General features: G+C 49.1%; 11 protein-coding genes, 1 tRNA gene and 4 pseudogenes. 11 read left to right on the top strand and 5 right to left on the bottom strand.

Annotated elements, in window-relative coordinates:
• Positions 1-227: 227 nt before the first annotated feature.
• Entirely contained in the window at positions 228-1,907 is a 1,680-nt protein-coding gene (locus AACH44_RS06925; RefSeq protein WP_261847843.1) for a methyl-accepting chemotaxis protein, read from the bottom strand.
• Between the two features lie 526 nt (positions 1,908-2,433).
• On the opposite strand from AACH44_RS06925, the gene fdhF reads away from it, so the two are divergent.
• Both fdhF and AACH44_RS06915 read left to right on the top strand, forming a co-directional pair.
• Complete coding sequence (gene fdhF, locus AACH44_RS06920) at positions 2,434-4,584, top strand: formate dehydrogenase subunit alpha (protein WP_261847842.1); 2,151 nt, start codon at positions 2,434-2,436, stop codon at positions 4,582-4,584.
• 788 nt (positions 4,585-5,372) lie between these two features.
• Positions 5,373-6,680 (top strand): dicarboxylate/amino acid:cation symporter, encoded by a 1,308-nt coding sequence (locus tag AACH44_RS06915; RefSeq protein WP_261847841.1) that lies wholly within the window; start codon positions 5,373-5,375, stop codon positions 6,678-6,680.
• Between the two features lie 82 nt (positions 6,681-6,762).
• On the opposite strand, the gene hypT is transcribed toward AACH44_RS06915, so the two are convergent.
• Positions 6,763-7,662 (bottom strand): hypochlorite stress DNA-binding transcriptional regulator HypT, encoded by a 900-nt coding sequence (hypT, locus tag AACH44_RS06910; RefSeq protein ID WP_261847840.1) that lies wholly within the window; start codon positions 7,660-7,662, stop codon positions 6,763-6,765.
• 222 nt (positions 7,663-7,884) lie between these two features.
• On the opposite strand from hypT, the gene AACH44_RS06905 reads away from it, so the two are divergent.
• Both AACH44_RS06905 and AACH44_RS06900 read left to right on the top strand, forming a co-directional pair.
• Positions 7,885-8,601 carry an aspartate/glutamate racemase family protein gene (locus tag AACH44_RS06905; RefSeq protein ID WP_338659533.1) on the top strand — a complete coding sequence of 239 codons (717 nt, stop codon included), beginning with the start codon at positions 7,885-7,887 and terminating at the stop codon, positions 8,599-8,601.
• A gap of 203 nt (positions 8,602-8,804) precedes the next feature.
• A pseudogene (locus AACH44_RS06900) lies at positions 8,805-9,142 on the top strand (IS1 family transposase); the annotation flags it as partial.
• An 84-nt stretch (positions 9,143-9,226) separates the two neighbouring features.
• Here the strand turns inward: AACH44_RS06900 and AACH44_RS06895 are convergent.
• The gene (locus AACH44_RS06895; protein WP_261847838.1) at positions 9,227-10,042 is read right to left on the bottom strand and encodes a MetQ/NlpA family lipoprotein; all 816 of its coding nucleotides are present in this window, start codon (positions 10,040-10,042) and stop codon (positions 9,227-9,229) included.
• Positions 10,043-10,213: 171 nt separating this feature from the next.
• Between AACH44_RS06895 and AACH44_RS06890 the strand changes: the two are divergent.
• The 4 genes and pseudogenes from AACH44_RS06890 to AACH44_RS06875 form a co-directional block, all read left to right on the top strand.
• Positions 10,214-10,294: pseudogene (locus AACH44_RS06890) on the top strand (DNA-binding response regulator); the annotation flags it as partial.
• Positions 10,295-10,306: 12 nt separating this feature from the next.
• Positions 10,307-10,575: pseudogene (locus tag AACH44_RS06885) on the top strand (TOBE domain-containing protein); the annotation flags it as partial.
• A gap of 201 nt (positions 10,576-10,776) precedes the next feature.
• Positions 10,777-11,853 carry a LacI family DNA-binding transcriptional regulator gene (locus AACH44_RS06880; RefSeq protein ID WP_261847837.1) on the top strand — a complete coding sequence of 359 codons (1,077 nt, stop codon included), beginning with the start codon at positions 10,777-10,779 and terminating at the stop codon, positions 11,851-11,853.
• A gap of 295 nt (positions 11,854-12,148) precedes the next feature.
• Positions 12,149-15,280: a beta-galactosidase gene (locus AACH44_RS06875; RefSeq protein WP_261847836.1), complete on the top strand. Its 3,132-nt coding sequence runs from the start codon at positions 12,149-12,151 to the stop codon at positions 15,278-15,280.
• Positions 15,281-15,416: 136 nt separating this feature from the next.
• Here the strand turns inward: AACH44_RS06875 and AACH44_RS21210 are convergent, their stop codons facing one another.
• Together AACH44_RS21210 and AACH44_RS21205 are read right to left on the bottom strand one after the other, a co-directional pair.
• Entirely contained in the window at positions 15,417-15,575 is a 159-nt protein-coding gene (locus tag AACH44_RS21210; protein ID WP_425606633.1) for an IS1 family transposase, read from the bottom strand.
• A gap of 100 nt (positions 15,576-15,675) precedes the next feature.
• Positions 15,676-15,771, bottom strand: a complete 96-nt coding sequence (locus AACH44_RS21205; RefSeq protein WP_425606648.1) for an IS1-like element transposase — start codon at positions 15,769-15,771, stop codon at positions 15,676-15,678.
• Between the two features lie 145 nt (positions 15,772-15,916).
• On the opposite strand from AACH44_RS21205, the pseudogene AACH44_RS06865 reads away from it, so the two are divergent.
• From AACH44_RS06865 to AACH44_RS06855, 3 genes and pseudogenes are all read left to right on the top strand, one after another.
• Positions 15,917-16,060: pseudogene (locus tag AACH44_RS06865) on the top strand (MFS transporter); the annotation flags it as partial.
• A 142-nt stretch (positions 16,061-16,202) separates the two neighbouring features.
• Positions 16,203-16,278, top strand: a tRNA-Asn gene (locus AACH44_RS06860).
• 161 nt (positions 16,279-16,439) lie between these two features.
• On the top strand, positions 16,440-17,708 hold the full coding sequence (locus AACH44_RS06855; RefSeq protein WP_261847795.1) for a tyrosine-type recombinase/integrase: 1,269 nt from the start codon (positions 16,440-16,442) through the stop codon (positions 17,706-17,708).
• Positions 17,709-17,720 lie beyond the last annotated feature (12 nt).

Raw genomic sequence — 17,720 nt, 5'->3', positions numbered from 1 at the left:
TTTACGTTACCACGGTCAGATTTACAGAAAAATTCCATTTTTCCGCTGTAATCCAAGACATTACACTTTTCACTCACGTTTCTCGGCGAGAACCCAAATAGCCTTTAGATGGAAAGCAAAGGAACCGGGCAGACTCCTTTCCGCCGGTTCATCACTGCCTCACTGGCTATCTCAAACTGACTGCATACTGGCGTTCCACCATTGCCACACGTTAACCTCACTGCGGATCAGAATTTTTCCCATCCCTCATTGTGGCGGCCATGTCCCGACAGTAGCGGTGTAGCGCTCTGCCCGATAGCCCGATGAGCAGAGGCGGACAACGCCGAGCGCGAAAAGGCAGGCTGTAGATCGCTATCCGAATCCAGGCTGAACACATCCACAACAGCCGACAACTCGCTGGTTTGTTCATCCAACCGGGCAGCGGCCTCCGCCGATTGCGTCACCAACAACGCATTCTGCTGTGTGACGCTATCCATTTCGTGCACCGCCTGGCTAATTTGCGTAATACCGCGTGTTTGTTCATCCGTTGCCGCCGCAATTTCACCAATCAGATCGTTCACATGCGCGATGGAAGCGATAATGCCCGTCATCGCCTCACCAGATTGCCTCACTTGTCCAGCACCGGTTTTAACCCGCGAGACAGATTCCGCAATCAGTGCCTCAATCTCTTTTGCTGCCTGCGCACTGCGCTGCGCCAGCGTACGCACTTCTCCCGCTACGACGGCAAACCCTCGCCCTTGCTCCCCCGCTCGCGCCGCTTCAACTGCTGCATTCAGCGCCAGGATGTTGGTCTGGAACGCAATGCTGTTAATTACCGAAGTAATATCGGAAATTTGCCGCGAACTGGCGCTAATACCCTCCATCGTCGCCATCACGTTGGTACTGATATTTCCGCCTTTCTGCGCCATGTCAGCCGCATCCTGCGCCAGCTTACGCGCCTGATGCACATGGTCGGTCGTTTGCCGTATCGTTGAGCTAATCTCTTCCATGCTGGCAGCCGTCTGCTGTAATGCCGCCGCCTGCTCTTCTGTGCGGCTAGAGAGATTATCATTGCCATCCTTAATATTGGACGTCCCACTATTGATTTCTGATGTGCTCTGCCGGATAACCGTTACCGTCTCACGCAAACTTTTCTGCAATTTCTTGATATCGGGGATCAACCGTCCCGCACAGTTTCGACCGAATTCAACCAGTTCACATCCCAACCGACCCGCCGTGAGCTGTGCCAAATGGGATTTAAGCACTGAAATCGGGATAACCAGGTAGTTCCTCAAGTAATATTCGGTGAAAATCAACACCATGAGGCCAATAACCATCACGGCAATAAGCGCATTGCGGTTTTGAGTATTGTGTTCATTCACGCTTGGAATCAACGAAGAGGCGGTAATGCCGTCAGAATAGCGTTTAATATCTTCACCAAACGTTAGGCTAACGGAAGGATAAATGGCGCGAAATATCTGTCGGAATCCTTCATAATCATTACGTTGCAGTGCCGCATTCATCGGTTCGATCGCGGTAGTAATCAGAGAATTCCACGTTTTGCTTACCGCATCAACCGTCCCAGACTCAACGCCAACATGTTCCGCTGTCTGGAATTTCTCCAGCGAATCCTTGGTATTTTTTAGCGCCACCTGTGCCATTTCCAACGTCTGTTTGGCGTTTTCTGGCTCGTTACGCTGCAAATAATCCATCGTCCTTTCCATACGTGTTACGGCACGAAAATATTGATCGGCGCCATAGACCAGATGGGAATAGGTTTTTCGCTGAGTCTCACTTTTATCAAGCAAGTGGGTGACCTGATAAAGCGAGTAAAGACTAAACCCAGATGCGACTCCCCACGCCACTAGCAGGGAAGCCACTATGACCAGCACCATTAGTTTTATGCTGACATTTTTTAGAAATTCCATAATGCACTCCGCGACGTTAACAAATATTTCCCGCCCGCACGCGCTGTCGGAAAAGTATTTACTTTTTTGCTCATGACGGTGCCGTCCGTCGTATCGCGCCCTTTATCCCACGCGATCTAACGGACGTTCTGGAATTCCCTGATTCATCACCCGTTGGATAGGGAAGTGGTGCTTAAAATTACATCAATAGAATGCATTATCTTCCCTGAGGTGCCAGTCCTCGTTGTTTTAAACAACCAACAGGCATAAATACATCAGCCTAATCGGTGGCACATAGAATGAGTATCGTCAAAAACAGTATAGGCATTAACGGATAAAGAGGATGAATATGCTGTAGCGTTATTTTCCAGACAAAGATCCTATGGAAAAAGGTCGCGGTGCTCAACGCGTTAGGGCTCTTTGTCGTGCCCTGAGCATGACCACGATCAGTAAATTAATTTTCTTTATCGGCGATTATCAAAAGTTAAACAACTGCATCAACAACCTGCAGTTCTTACGATCCAAGACTCGGCTTTGGAGAACAATCATGCAGAAAGTGCTTACCGTCTGCCCGTATTGCGGGTCAGGCTGCAAAATTAACCTGCTGGTAGAGAATGGCAAAGTGGTTGGTGCAGAAGGGGCAAACGGCGTCACCAACGAAGGGGAACTGTGCCTGAAAGGTTACTATGGCTGGGATTTCCTCAACGACACCAAAATCCTCACTCCGCGTTTGAAACAGCCGTTGATCCGACGTCAGAAAGGCGCGCCCTTTGAAGCCGTCTCCTGGGATGAAGCCATCGGCTTCGCCAGTTCTCGGCTGAAAGCCATTAAAGAGCAATACGGTGCCGAGTCGATTATGCACACCGGCTCATCCCGCGGCCCCGGTAATGAAACCAATTATGTGATGCAGAAATTTGCCCGGGCGGTAACCGGCAATAACAACGTCGACTGCTGCGCCCGGCTCTGCCATGGCCCTTCCGTTGCCGGGTTACAGGTTACGTTGGGCAATGGCGCAATGAGTAACTCCATCTGCGAAATTGAAAAGACCGACTGCATTCTAATTTTTGGCTACAACGCCGCAGATTCACACCCCATCGTGGCACGCCGAATATTGAAAGCCAAAGCACGCGGGGCAAAAATCATTGTGTGCGATCCGCGCCGCATCGAAACCGCACGCATCGCCGATCTGTGGCTGCCCTTAAAAAATGGCTCCAACATGGCATTGGTCAACGCATTTGCTAACGTACTGATCAATGAAGGCCGTTACGATAAATCCTACGTCACTCGTCATACCGAAGGCTTCGAAGAATTCAGTAAGACCGTCGCAAAATACACGCCAGAGTACGTCGCCGAGATTACTGGTTTATCACCGAAATTGATTCGAGAGGCGATGCGGATGTATGCCGCCGCGCCGTCCGCCACGATTCTATGGGGAATGGGCGTGACACAGTGGGGTCAAGGCGTTGATGTTGTCAAAGGGCTATCCGGTCTGGCACTGCTAACGGGGAATTTAGGGCGTCCGAACGTTGGCGTCGGGCCGGTGCGAGGTCAAAATAATGTGCAGGGCGCGTGTGATATGGGCGCGCTGCCTAATATGTTCCCCGGTTATCAAAACGTCACGGATAAGGCCGTACTAGCAAAATTTGCTGATGCCTGGGGCGTACCCGAACTCTCTGACAAAATTGGCTACTCTCTGACCGATCTGCCACACAAAATAAAAGAAGGAAAAATCAGAGCCAATTACGTGATGGGCGAAGATCCGTTGCAAACCGAGCCAGATCTATCGATGCTGCGTGATGCCTTCAACGAGCTGGACTTGCTGATCGTACAAGATATTTTCATGACCAAAACCGCCGCGATTGCCGATGTCATTTTACCTGCGACCTCCTGGGGCGAGCATGAAGGGGTCTACACCGCCGCTGACCGAGGGTTCCAACGCTTTTATAAAGCGGTGGAGCCTCAGGGCGATGTCAAACCCGACTGGGAAATCATCAGCCTGATGGCGACAGCGCTCGGTTATCCGATGCACTATAACAATACGCAGGAAATCTGGGACGAACTGCGACAGCTCTGCCCGCTGTATTACGGCGCGACCTACGAGAAAATGGCCGGGCTAGGCTATGTGCCATGGCCGTGCACGAGCGAAGACAGCCCTGGAACACCGTGGCTATACGCGGGTAATCGCTTCGATCGCCCCGGCGGGAAAGGCCTGCTGTCAACGGCTGAATGGCGGCCACCGATGGAATTAGTGGATGAAGATTACCCGCTGGTGCTGTGTACCGTGCGAGAAGTCGGTCACTATTCCTGTCGCTCTATGACGGGAAACTGCACCGCACTACAAACGTTGGCGGATGAGCCCGGTTACGTGCAGATTAGCCTTCATGACACCGAACGTTTAGGAATACGCGATCAGCAACTGGTCTGGATTTCCTCACGACGAGGCAAGGTTATCTCTCGTGTCGCCGTTAGCGAACGCATCAATAAAGGTGCCGTTTATATGACCTACCAATGGTGGATCGGTGCCTGTAACGAACTCACGCTGGATCATCTCGATCCTGTATCCAAAACGCCAGAATACAAGCACTGCGCCGTTAAGCTAGAAGCGATTGACGATCAGCAGGCAGCGGAAACTTATGTGCAACACGAGTACAGCCAGTTAAAAAATCGACTGCGCAGCACCGTAGAAAATGTCAGTTAATCTCCCCTAAACTAAGCCGCCGCGAACCTAAGCCATCCGGTAAAAACCGTGGCGGCTTAGGAAATACAGATGGTTTAGACAACGCTTAACCTTCCTCACCGATAATGCTTTGATCTTTTTCGATGAAATAACCAACAGTGAGGTCTCAAATCATCGATAACATATGTTTAAAAAATAACAAACACCATTTTAAACACCCTAAATGCCCAGACAGTTACAAATAGAAACATATAGAACAATAATTAAACTTTAAATCAACAACACAAAAATGAAGATCTAGCCATAAAAACAAAGTCACGATTTAAATAATTAAAAAATTAATATTTTCAGAAAAATGACAGATATATAAACTTTTCGTTAATTGTTCTTTTATTTTTACTTAATCTTTAAGTAATTCACCATATGTTTTATTGATGTATAGCCACATATCATTAGCAACACTAATTCAACACCTTACCCCGTCAGCCCTCATCGTCTAAAAAACAAACCAACCAATTGTTTAATAATGAATTAATGGAAATATTAGGATTTATGCGATCTGCACATCACATCCCTATTTATCATTACAGGTGACATGGACATGCATTTTTCGCATGATGAAGATCACAATTACATAACAATCCGCAGAAAAAAAATGTAAAAAGCAAGAATCGTTGTAATATCGGCGAGCAGACACAACACCCCAATAACAGGTTCGGGTGACGGCTTGGTGTATTCAGGGAAAGCACCCACTATCACACGGCAATAATATTGTGTTGTCTGAATCAATTCATCAACATGAGGTTTATATGCAAAGGCAGAAGTTACTTGTACAGATAGTCTTGGCTATCGTCCTGGGAATATTAATCGGATGGGCTTGCCATCAATATCTTGATGGCGGTCGAGCAAAAGAAGTTGCCTCTTATTTCAACATGGTTACCGATATTTTCCTGCGCTTGATTAAAATGATCATCGCACCGTTGGTCTTCGCTACGCTGGTTTCCGGTCTGGCGAGCATGGGGGGAAACTCTTCTGCCGTTGGCCGTATCGGTATGAAAGCGATGATCTGGTTTGTCAGCGCATCATTCATTTCTCTGTTGATCGGCATGTTCTTTGCCAACCTGTTCCAACCAGGTGCAGGCATGAACCTCGAAATCCCCGTACAGCAGGTGGCGACTGGCCTGAATACGGACGGGTTTACGCTTAAAAGCTTCATCAGCCATATCTTCCCGAAAAGTATCGTAGAAGCGATGGCGAACAATGAAATCCTGCAAATTCTGGTTTTCTCTCTGTTCTTCGGCTCCGCGCTTGCTTATGTAAAAGGCAAAAACAAACACGCGACCACGATCATTTCCATGATCGAAGAACTGACCAAAGTGATGTTCCGCGTGACCGACTACGTGATGGCGTTGGCACCGATTGCTGTCTTTGCCGCAATCGCTTCCGCGATTACCACACAAGGTCTGGGACTGCTTTACGACTTCGGTAAACTGATCGGTGAGTTCTACTTCGGCCTGGCCGTGCTGTGGGGCGTTCTGTTCCTGGTTGGCTACCTGTTCCTGGGCAAAGCCATCGTGGTACTGGCGAAACTGATTCGTGAACCGACCATGTTGGCTTTCGCCACGGCAAGCAGTGAGTCCGCTTACCCGAAAACCATGGAAGCACTGACCAAATTCGGCGTGCCGAAAAAAGTCACCAGCTTTGTGCTGCCGCTCGGTTATTCATTCAACCTTGATGGTTCCATGATGTACCAGTCCTTTGCGATTCTGTTTATCGCACAGGCTTACAACATCGATCTGAGCATCACCCAGCAAATCCTGATTCTGCTGACGCTGATGATCACCAGTAAAGGTATGGCGGGCGTAGCGCGTGCTTCTATCGTGGTGGTTGCAGCAACGCTGCCGATGTTCAGCCTGCCAGAAGCGGGTATTTTGCTGATTATCGGTATCGACCAGTTCCTGGATATGGGCCGTACTGCAACTAACGTCATCGGTAACAGTATCTCTACCGCCGTTGTGGCCAGTCTGGAAAAAGACATCCACGATGATGATGAGGAAGAGGCTACCGACGAGGTCGTTGCCTATAAGGAACCTCAGCAAGCCACGCAGAATAGCTAATGCTGAGTGAATGCTTCATCTATAGCGGCCTTCGGGTCGCTATTTTTTTATCTCTCGTTGCCCCTCCACATTGTCAGGCCGTTTATAGTCCAGACGCCGATGACAACCCTTTCATGTAGCGCCAAAACTTCTCGGAAGCCACATTCAGACGCGCATCAAGCCGATACAGATAAACGCCCATGCGGATCACGGCATGTTCCATGCTCAGGATCGCCAACTCTTTGTTTTTCAGCTCTTCCTGAATGGAATAGTCCGGCAGCCAGGCAATACCATAGCCTTTTTTCGTCATCCGTTTGAGCAAATCACTCATGGAAGAAACAAAATTAACAGTGAACTTATCGCTGTCGACGCTGGATAAATAACGGCTGACCTGACGCCCCATGTAGCTTGTCTCGGTATAGTTGAGCAGCGGCACCGATGAGGCGCTCACGTCAAACAACGGTTTCCCTGCACTGTCGCACGCGCAGACCGGATAAAGCCGGGATTCCAGTATCTTCTCATGCATAAAGGGCTCGCCCATCAGATCCTCATTATAAAACGAGAAAATGAAGTCGCTGCGCCCTTCTTTAAGATTCAGCACCGCTTCATCGACATCGATCGATTCAACATAGAAGATCTTTTCCTGCGGATCTGGCACGTCTTTTAACAGCTCCGGCATGATAAACACCGACAGCGAATGCGCTGCCGCAATGGTGATCTTATTTTTGTAATTATCCCCACCGTGCAACTTATTGAGCTGATACTCCAAATCATCCAGCGTATTGCGGATATAGGCGTGAAACACGCGCCCCTGCTCAGTTAGTTGCAACGGCAGCGCGCTGCGGTCGAAAATATCAAACCCGACGGCCGCTTCCAGCGCCTGAATACGCCGACTAAATGAGGATTGAGAGATATTTCGCTTCTCGGCAGCCAGCGTAAAGCTACGATGTTCTTCAAGTACGATAAAGTCATAGAGCCACTTGGTTTCGATATTGTTTAGCATCACCCCTCACTCAGGACGCTCAGCGCCATGCTTTCGTTCTCTACACCCGCGCTTTACATCACCAACAACGATACTTTCCACGGCACGCCGTTAAACCCAGTAAAAGCATAGAGATACTAATAGTTATGCAAATCATACATAGCAGATGGGAATTTAGCAATTCACATTGCCCGTCAGTATGCGATTATCCTTTTAATTTCATAATGCTACAGGGTTAACAGCATGAACAGTCTCGTGGGAATTCTTGGCGGTATGGGGCCGGGTGCTACCGTCGATGCGATGCAAAAACTGATAAAGAACACGCCAGCCTATCGGGATCAAGACCACATTCCGACGATTGCGGTTTCTATTCCTGATATCCCTGACAGAACACAATGCATTCTCCAGCACAGCGCGTCACCGCTGGGTAAGATGCTGCAATATATGAAGATTCTCGAAAATGCAGGCGCAGAGTGCATCATTATTCCATGTAATACCGCACATTATTGGTTCAATGAATTAAAACAACAGTGCCGTGCGGAAATGATCAGCATTATTGATGTGACCTGTCAGGCAATTAGAAACGCCAAGACCACACGCGTCGGTTTATTAGCAACGACGGCGACCGTCAAAGCGAGAATTTATCAGGACAACCTGATTGTTGATAATATTGAGTGCTACACGCCGGATGATGCTGACCAACACCAGGTCATGGAAAGTATCTACGCTTATAAATCCGGTGATATTGCTGGAGCCTATCGTAGGCTGTCACCGGTAAAAGATCGCCTGTTGCAGGCTGGCGTTGATAAAATTATTCTGGGTTGTACCGAGCTTCCACTCATTCTGGAGCAGGAAGTCAAAACCTCACCGCAACATTATGTCGATGCGACAGAGGAGTTAATTAAGAAAACGGTCGAGTGGTATTTTACCCATACAACTGGAAATAATATTGCTGCTTAGATAGGTGATCCTTTCAATTAACCGATTGAAATAAATATGCCATCCGGAATTAATGTATTTCTCCGAGTGGCATATTACGCACACTCAATATTTAATGAATATCAATCCCGAATAAAACACTGAGCATAGAAGAGTGTAATAAAAAACAGCGATGCATCCAATTAGTAGAAATAGGTGTACAATACGACCGTTTGAGGCGATTTATGGCCAGCATTAATATTCATTGCCCCCGTTGTGATTCTGCTCCGTTTTATCGTCATGGCAAAAATCCGTCAGGTCAGGAACGTTTCCGGTGTTGTGAATATCACTGCAAGCTTGATGAACAATGACGTTCTGTTGGCAGTAAAGCCCGTCGACATTGACTTTGGTATGCATACAACACCAAAACAGCCGGTGTTCTGGCGTATACTTTCGGCCCCTGAACTGATGAAGTCTGCCGTGAATTATTGGCACCACTCTCACCGGAAAGATTTTCACCCAACGTATCGAACGTAACAATCTGACGCTGAGAACCCGCATTAAGCGTCTGGCACGTAAAACAACCTTGCGAATAAGTTAACCATTAATTAATACGCTGCCATCTTTCGGTAAAAATGGCAGCATCGCAATAATCACGTCACTATGATTACCAGCCCTTTACCGCGCCACCGTTAAAAATACGGTCAGCAGCCTGTTCGACTTCATCGGACTGATAGGCTTTAATGAATTTACTGACATTCTCTGCCGCTTTATTATCTTCGCGGGTCACGACGATATTCACATACGGAGATTCTTTACCTTCAATAAAAATACCGTCTTTCGTTGGCGTTAAGCCCGTTTGCTGAATATAGGTCGTACTGATAATCGCAACGGTCACTTGCGGATCGTCTAACAAACGCGGTAGCTGTGCACCTTCGACTTCCATAATACGCAGATTATGCGGATTCGTCGTGATATCCAGCACTGTCGGCAATAACCCCGTATCCGGCTTCAGGGTAATTAATCCGGTTTTTTCCAGCAATAACAACGCCCGCCCCAAATTGGTAGGGTCGAAAGGAATCGCAATGGTATCGCCGTCTTTCAAATCGTTGATATTTTTAATTTTCTTCGAATACCCCGCCATCGGGAAAACGAAGGTATTCCCTACCGCCACCAGCTTATAACCGTGTTCGCGATTTTGCTGTTCGAGGAAAGGACGATGCTGAAAGACGTTCGCATCCAGATCGCGTTTATCCGTCGCCTCGTTCGGCAATAGCGAGCCGCTAAACCCCACCAGCTCAACATCCAGATTATATTTTTCTTTTGCTACTTTCTTTGCGACGTCGGCGACGTCCTGTTCCGCGCCGTTAATCACACCGACTTTAATATGATTGGCAGAGTTACCAGCATTATCACACGCCGTCAACGCCATTGCCGCGGTGACCATTCCTGCCACCAGTGTTATACGCCATTTCGTCATCATTCTGTTTCACCTGATATCGTAAATACATCGATTTCTAACTACATTGATTTAAAGATTCTAACTACCTTGATTTAAAGAAAAAAACAGTATGTTTCTCGATTAAATGAGTCAAATAACTCCGCGTTCTATCAATATGCTTTTCATCATTCAGTCAACAAGTGTGGTGATGCCGTTCTGAGCATCTATAACACCACTGCATTTGTACAAAGCGCGTTAGAGGCGGACGCAGGCGGCTATCTCACAAAACGCTGCTGGCTACCTCATCCCGCGCCACAGGGATTTGCCGCAGGGTTGAACGAATCAACTATCGGTATTCGCCCAGAAGCCATTACGCTCAACCATCAGGGTGAAGAAAGCCAGCGTTGCATATCACACAAGTCGCCTACATGGAGCCGCAGTATGAAGTGCAGGTAGACTGGCACGGTCAATCGATGCTGTTGCAGGTTAACGCCACCCAGCTTCAGCCGAATCCGGGCGACAGCTACTATCTGCAAATTCATCCCTATGGCATGTTTGTACTGTCGGAGCAGTAAACATCGGACAGCTATCCACCCTATAACGGGAGCGCTTGCCCCCGGTTTGCGACAAAGGCCGTCGAGCGGTAGTCGCGGGGAGATCGTAAAGACGCTACAAATACATTCTTGTAAGCTCGGATTACACCAGAGTACATACTCATTACGGATTCCCCGCGCGATTTGCTATGATAATGCCCTCCCACGCACGGAATAGCCGCAATGAAACAGAAACCCATAACACTACACGATGTCGCCGAATACGCTGGGGTTTCCTATCAGACAGTTTCCCGCGTGCTGAATCAAGCGCCGCATGTTTCATCCCGTACTCGCAGTAAAGTGGAACAGGCAATGGCAGCACTGAATTACACGCCTAACCGTGTCGCACAGCAGCTGGCAGGGAAAACCATCACCACGCTGGGGCTGGTCACAACCGATCTTTCACTGCACGCACCGTCACAAATTGCCGCAGCCATTAAGAGCACCGCCAACCAGTTGGGGATCAACATCGTGATGTCCATGCTGAGCAGTCCGGATGTCAACACCTGCAATAACGCGGTGAATGACCTGCTTTCTCAGCGGGTCAGCGGCGTCATCGTAAATGTTCCGCTATCCACGGATGAAGCCGTCCACATTAACCAGACCTGTATCAATACACCCGTGCTGTTTATGGATGCCGATCCGCACACCGACATACTCAATGTTATGTTCGATCCCGATCACGGCGCACGGTTGGCAATCGCCCATTTGGTGCAATTTGGCCACCAGCATATTGCTCTGTTAACTGGCCCAATGACTTCGATTTCCGCTCGCCTACGTTATCAAGGCTGGTTAGCCGAGTTGGATAAACAGCAGTTGTCCCCCGTCTCAGTGCTGCACGGTGACTGGAGCGCGGCTTCTGGTTATCACCAGACGCTGGCTCTGCTAGGACAATCCCTGCGCATCTCCGCCATTGTTGTGGCGAACGATCAAATGGCGCTTGGCGTCCTGCGCGCATTGCATGAATACGGCCTTCGCGTACCGGAGCAAATGTCGGTGATCGGTTTTGATGACACACAGGACAGCGCGTATTACACTCCGCCATTGACGACCATTCGCCAGGATTTCAGGCTATTAGGTAAAGAAGGCGTCACCCGCTTGCTCGCTACGCTGCACGATTCTCCCCATACTACCTCACTGCTGTTACCCACCGAACTGATCGTGCGCCATAGCACCGCCGTACAGTCATCAACCCATGCTTCACTGCAAGAATTAACAAAAAATCTGTTGGACATTACACGCCAATTCCAAAGACTGTAACCCTTTACACAATAATACCTTTCTCATTACCGACGCCAAACCCTAACAAAATAAGATGATAAACAATAAGTTATTTATTAAATCTCGTTAATTTATTGCGTAACGCTTTCCAAACCCCATGTAATCCTATTCTTTTTACAAACGATCTTTGTGATCGCTTCCACTTTATTGTCACATTCCGCTTTACTCACCCAGGAGAGTCGATATGTTATGAGAAATAGAAATTGTGAGCGGATAACAATTAACAATAACCAATCGCAATGGCAGACCCAAGACGTTCAGGAGTAAAACCATCATGGGCGACACCGTTTTACCGAACCCAACACGCCATCATGCCACTCTGCAAGAGATCCTTGCCCGACGTGATTGGGAAAATCCAGCTTGCACAAACTATCAGAGGCTCCCTGCTCATCCGCCATTCAACAGCTGGCGTAGCATCGCTACTGCACAGCAAGATGAACCGTCTCAGCGCCTTCGCCGCTTGAATGGTGAGTGGATGTTCCGCTATTTCACACGCCCGGAAGCCGTACCGGAAAGTTGGTTAGAGCTGGATTTACCTGATTCCATCACTATCCCAGTGCCTTCTAATTGGCAGTTACAGGGTTATGACGTCCCAATTTACACCAACGTAAAATACCCGATCCCCGTCAATCCACCTTATGTACCACAGGATAATCCGACAGGTTGTTACTCGCTCACTTTTAAAATCAATCGCGACTGGCTCAGCAGCGGGCAAACCCGGATTATTTTTGATGGCGTCAATTCCGCGTTTTACCTCTGGTGTAACGGCCATTGGGTAGGATATTCACAAGATAGCCGTCTGCCTGCGGAGTTTGATATTGGTCCTTATCTGACCGACGGAGAGAATCGACTGGCGGTGATGGTGCTACGCTGGTCTGACGGAAGCTATCTGGAAGATCAAGACATGTGGCGTATGAGCGGTATTTTTCGCGACGTCACGCTTCTACATAAACCTGCGATTCACCTTAGCGATATCCAACTGACTACCCCACTTAGTGCCGATTTCCACCAAGGCACGTTGGATATTCAGGTGAAGGCAGCGCTCCCTGAAGTTGATGCCAAAAACCATCGTATCCATGCACAGCTCTGGCGTGGTAATCGACTTATCGGCGAAACACGCCAGCCATTCGGTTGCGATATTGTTGATGAACGCGGTGCCTACCATGACAAAGCCTCTCTCCATATTGACGTACCCCAGCCGGAGCTGTGGAGCGCCGAGCTGCCACATCTGTATCGCGCCGTTATCGCACTGGAAACCGTAGAAGGCGAGCTTGTCGAAGCTGAAGCCTATGATGTTGGTTTCAGAAAAGTTGAAATCCACAACGGCCTACTGCTGCTAAATGGCAAGCCGTTACTGATACGCGGCGTTAACCGCCACGAGCATCACCCACAGCACGGCCAGGTCATGGACGAAGACACGATGCTGCACGATATTATGCTGATGAAGCAGCATAATTTTAACGCAGTACGCTGTTCACATTACCCAAACCACCCGTTGTGGTATCGGCTGTGCGATCGCTACGGTTTGTATGTTGTCGATGAAGCAAACATTGAGACGCACGGCATGCAGCCAATGAATCGTCTGTCGGATGACCCCGTCTGGTTGCCAGCCTACAGTGAACGCGTAGCGAGGATGGTGCAACGCGACCGCAATCATCCTTGCATCATTATTTGGTCATTGGGGAATGAATCCGGCTATGGCGCAAACCATGATGCACTTTACCAGTGGATCAAACGTCACGATCCAACTCGTCCCGTTCATTACGAAGGTGGCGGCGCGAATAGTCGTGCAACCGACATTGTATGCCCGATGTACGCCCGTGTTGATGAAGACCAGCCCTTCCCCAGCGTGCCTAAATGGTCGATCACCAAATGGGTCAGTATGCCGGATGAACATCGGCCGCTCATCCTCTGCGAGTACGCCCACGCAATGGGCAACAGCTTAGGGGGATTCGCCCGCTACTGGAAAGCATTCCGTCAGTATCCTCGGTTACAGGGCGGGTTCATCTGGGATTGGGTCGATCAAGCGCTGACTCGTCATGATGAACAGGGCAATGCCTATTGGGCATACGGTGGAGATTTTGGCGACATGCCTAACGATCGTCAGTTCTGTCTGGATGGCCTGCTTTTTCCCGATCGCACTCCGCATCCCAGCCTGTACGAAGCCCAGCGGGCGCAACAGCACATTCAATTCTTCTGGCAGGCAGAATCCCCATGTGAGCTGCGCGTCACCAGCGAATACCTGTTTCGCCATACGGACAACGAGCAGTTGAACTGGTGCATTACTCTGAACGGAGGCACGCTTGTGCAAGGTTCGCTACCGTTGACGCTTGCACCACAGTCCACTCAAACTCTGACGCTGTTGGAAGCCCTTCCCATAGCCGATCGCGCAGGGGAGCTTTGGCTAAACGTTGAAGTCGTACAACCCAAAAAAACTGTCTGGTCAGAAGCCAACCATCGCTGTGCGTGGGATCAGTGGCAACTCCCTACACCGCTTCACCAGCCCGAAGCACCCTGTCCTGGGCAGAAAACACCCCCAACCCTACAAGCGTCCGATACATATTTTGAAATCGTTCAGGGCGAACAGCGTTGGCATTTTAACCGCCAAAGCGGTTGGCTAGAACAGTGGTGGATGGCGGATGCCCCAACGCTGTTAACGCCCTTGCAGGATCAGTTTGTTCGGGCGCCGCTAGATAATGACATCGGTATCAGCGAAGTTGATCGCATTGATCCGCGTGCCTGGGCCGAACGCTGGAAAGCAGCCGGACTTTATCAATTGCAGACGCAATGTGTAGCGATTCAAGCAGACCAACTCGCCGATGCCGTACACATTGTCACCGAGCATGTATTCCGCCATGCCGGACAGATCCTACTACGGAGTAAAAAACACTGGCAGATTGATGCGCATGGCGTGATGGCCGTGGATGTCGATGTTGATGTCGCCACGGTACTACCGTCACTGGCAAGAGTCGGCTTGAGTTGCCAGTTAGCTGACGTCACGCCTCAGGTCAGTTGGGTCGGACTTGGGCCGCATGAAAATTACCCCGACCGACAGCTCGCAGCACAGTATGGACACTGGAGCCTGCCGCTAGATGAACTCCACACACCCTACATTTTCCCAACGGAAAACGGGCTGCGCTGTAACACGCGTACACTAACCTATGGCAAATGGACGATCACCGGAGACTTCCACTTTGGGTTAAGCCAGTACGGGCTAACGCAATTGATGACGTGTACCCACCATCATTTATTAGAAAAGGAAAAAGGCGTTTGGCTCAATCTGGATGGCTTCCACATGGGTATTGGTGGCGATGACTCCTGGAGTCCCAGCGTTCATCGCGATGATTTACTCACGGCGACGCATTATCACTATCGCGTCGCTATTCAACATCAGCAGCCATATTAATCTGAAAAATCAGTATTAAAAAATAACGAAAGTGTGCAGTTATATACCCTAAATAATTCGAGTTGCGTGAAGGAGGAAATCGAGCGAATCCCCAGGAACTTACTCCGGTAAGTGACTGGGGTGAATAGCTTACCTGTCAGGTTTTTTTTGACTCGATTTCTCGTGCGTAGCTGCCCCAGTCATCGGTGGTGAAAAAACCTATATGGAAAGGTTTCAACAAATCGAGCCGCTTCCGGCAGGTCTCATCCGTGCGGGGACCAAATACAGGGGCAACAACCTGTTTTCTTTTTGTCATACCAAAGCCAGTGCTGCTGTTTTTTTATTCCCCACGAATGACCCTTGTTCATCCAGTTCACAAATCAGGGTGAGATCGTCATAGACGATGGGTTTGCTTGTTACTTATCGCGGCGCGAGTTTTTTAATGTGCTCATGACAGTGTTCATACTGATTTTCAGAACTCGCCCCGTGTCTTTGACCCCAGCTCCATTCATAGCCATATCGACAATTTTTTCTTTTGTTCCGGGCTTATGGGCGTCATAGCGGTAGTTAATCTGGAAAGTACGGCGACAATGTTGACAGTAATATCGGGGAAATCCTGCCTTCCCGTTCCATGCTTACGGACGGGTTCTGTTTGCTGACAATATCGGCTTTAATGGCACTTACCTGATTTTAGGCGGCATCGCTCTCTCCTTTACGGCGATATCTCTATTCACTCAGTCAGGAAAAGAGCCGCTATGTGCCTTTTCCGATAAACAAAAAACGCCAATAAACCAGCCGTAACGATAGAGAAATATGCTGAAATGCCGATATTTGCCAAAAATATCGGCAGATTGCGCATTCTCTCACCGAACGGTACAATTTTGTGGTTTACGCCTTTGACATGTGCAGCACACGCCGTTATCATGCGCCCCGTTCACACGATTCCTCTGTAGTTCAGTCGGTAGAACGGCGGACTGTTAATCCGTATGTCACTGGTTCGAGTCCAGTCAGAGGAGCCAATTTACTGTTTTCATGCATCCTTGAGAATCCTTATGTTATTTTGATTCAACAGGTTAGCGTGAAAACTCTTCCCGATGCATTTTGATTTTACCCTTCGCATCGGGAAAAATTGGTGGTCAAATCTGGGGTCAGGTTAGTTCGATAATGGAGTGACCCCCACATGCCCCTTACCGACGCGAAAATCCGTACTATCAAGCCTTCTGATAAACCCTTTAGAGTCTCAGATTCCCACAGTCTGTATCTTCTTATCAAACCGGGCGGTTCCCGTCACTGGTATCTCAAGTACCGTATAAATGGCAAAGAGACCCGTATTGCACTGGGTGCCTATCCTGCCATATCCCTGTCTGACGCACGGCAACAGCGTGAAGGCATCCGTAAAATGCTGGCGCTGAATATCAACCCTGCACAGCAGCGGACTGCTGAACGCGGAGCCTGCACACCAGAGAAGGTGTTTAAAACAGTGGCACTGGCGTGGCATAAAAGTAATAAAAAATGGTCGCAGAACACCGCTGACCGACTGCTTGCCAGCATGAATAACCATATCTTCCCGATAATTGGACACCTGCCAGTCACAGAACTGAAAACTCGCCACTTCATTGAGCTGCTGAAAGGGATTGAGAAAAAAGGTCTGCTGGAAGTGGCGGCGCGTACCCGGCAGCATATGTGCAACATCATGCGTCATGCCGAGCATCAAGAGTTGATAGAACATAATCCGGCGGCCAATCTGGACGGCATTATCACCCCTCCCGTTAAACGTCACTACCCTGCCCTTCCGCTGGAGCGGTTACCTGAACTACTGACTCGCATTGAGGACTACAAGCAAGGACGAGAATTAACCCGCTTGGCAGTATTACTAACCCTACACCTGTTCATCCGTTCCAGCGAATTGCGTTTCGCCCGTTGGTCTGAGATCGATTTCAGAAACAAAATCTGGACGATACCCGCCACCCGTGAAGCCATTACTGGTGTACGTTATTCCGTGCGCGGCGCCAAAATGCGCACACCGCATATCGTACCACTTTCAGAACAGGCCATAGCCAGTCTGAAACGGATTAAAGAAATATCCGGCGAGTGTGAACTGGTATTCCCCGGCGACCACAACCTGTATAAACCGATGTGTGAAAATACGGTTAACAAAGCATTGCGGCTGATGGGATACGATACGAAAAAGGAAATCTGCGGTCACGGATTCCGGGCAATGGCATGCAGTTCTCTGATGGAATCCGGTTTATGGTCACAGGATGCAGTGGAGCGCCAGATGAGCCATCAGGAGCGGAATAGCGTTCGAGCAGCCTACATTCATAAGGCTGGGCATCTGGAAGCCCGCAAGGCGATGATGCAATGGTGGTCGGATTATCTGGACACATGTCGGCTCGCATACGTACCACCTTTTAATACAGAGCGGGGCAAAAAGAACGAAGCGGCATGATCCATAACAAAA

The organism is Pectobacterium araliae (assembly GCF_037076465.1).
Taxonomy (GTDB): domain Bacteria; phylum Pseudomonadota; class Gammaproteobacteria; order Enterobacterales; family Enterobacteriaceae; genus Pectobacterium; species Pectobacterium araliae.
Note: the sequence above shows the minus strand (reverse complement) of the source record. Positions and strands in the feature narration are given on the sequence as shown.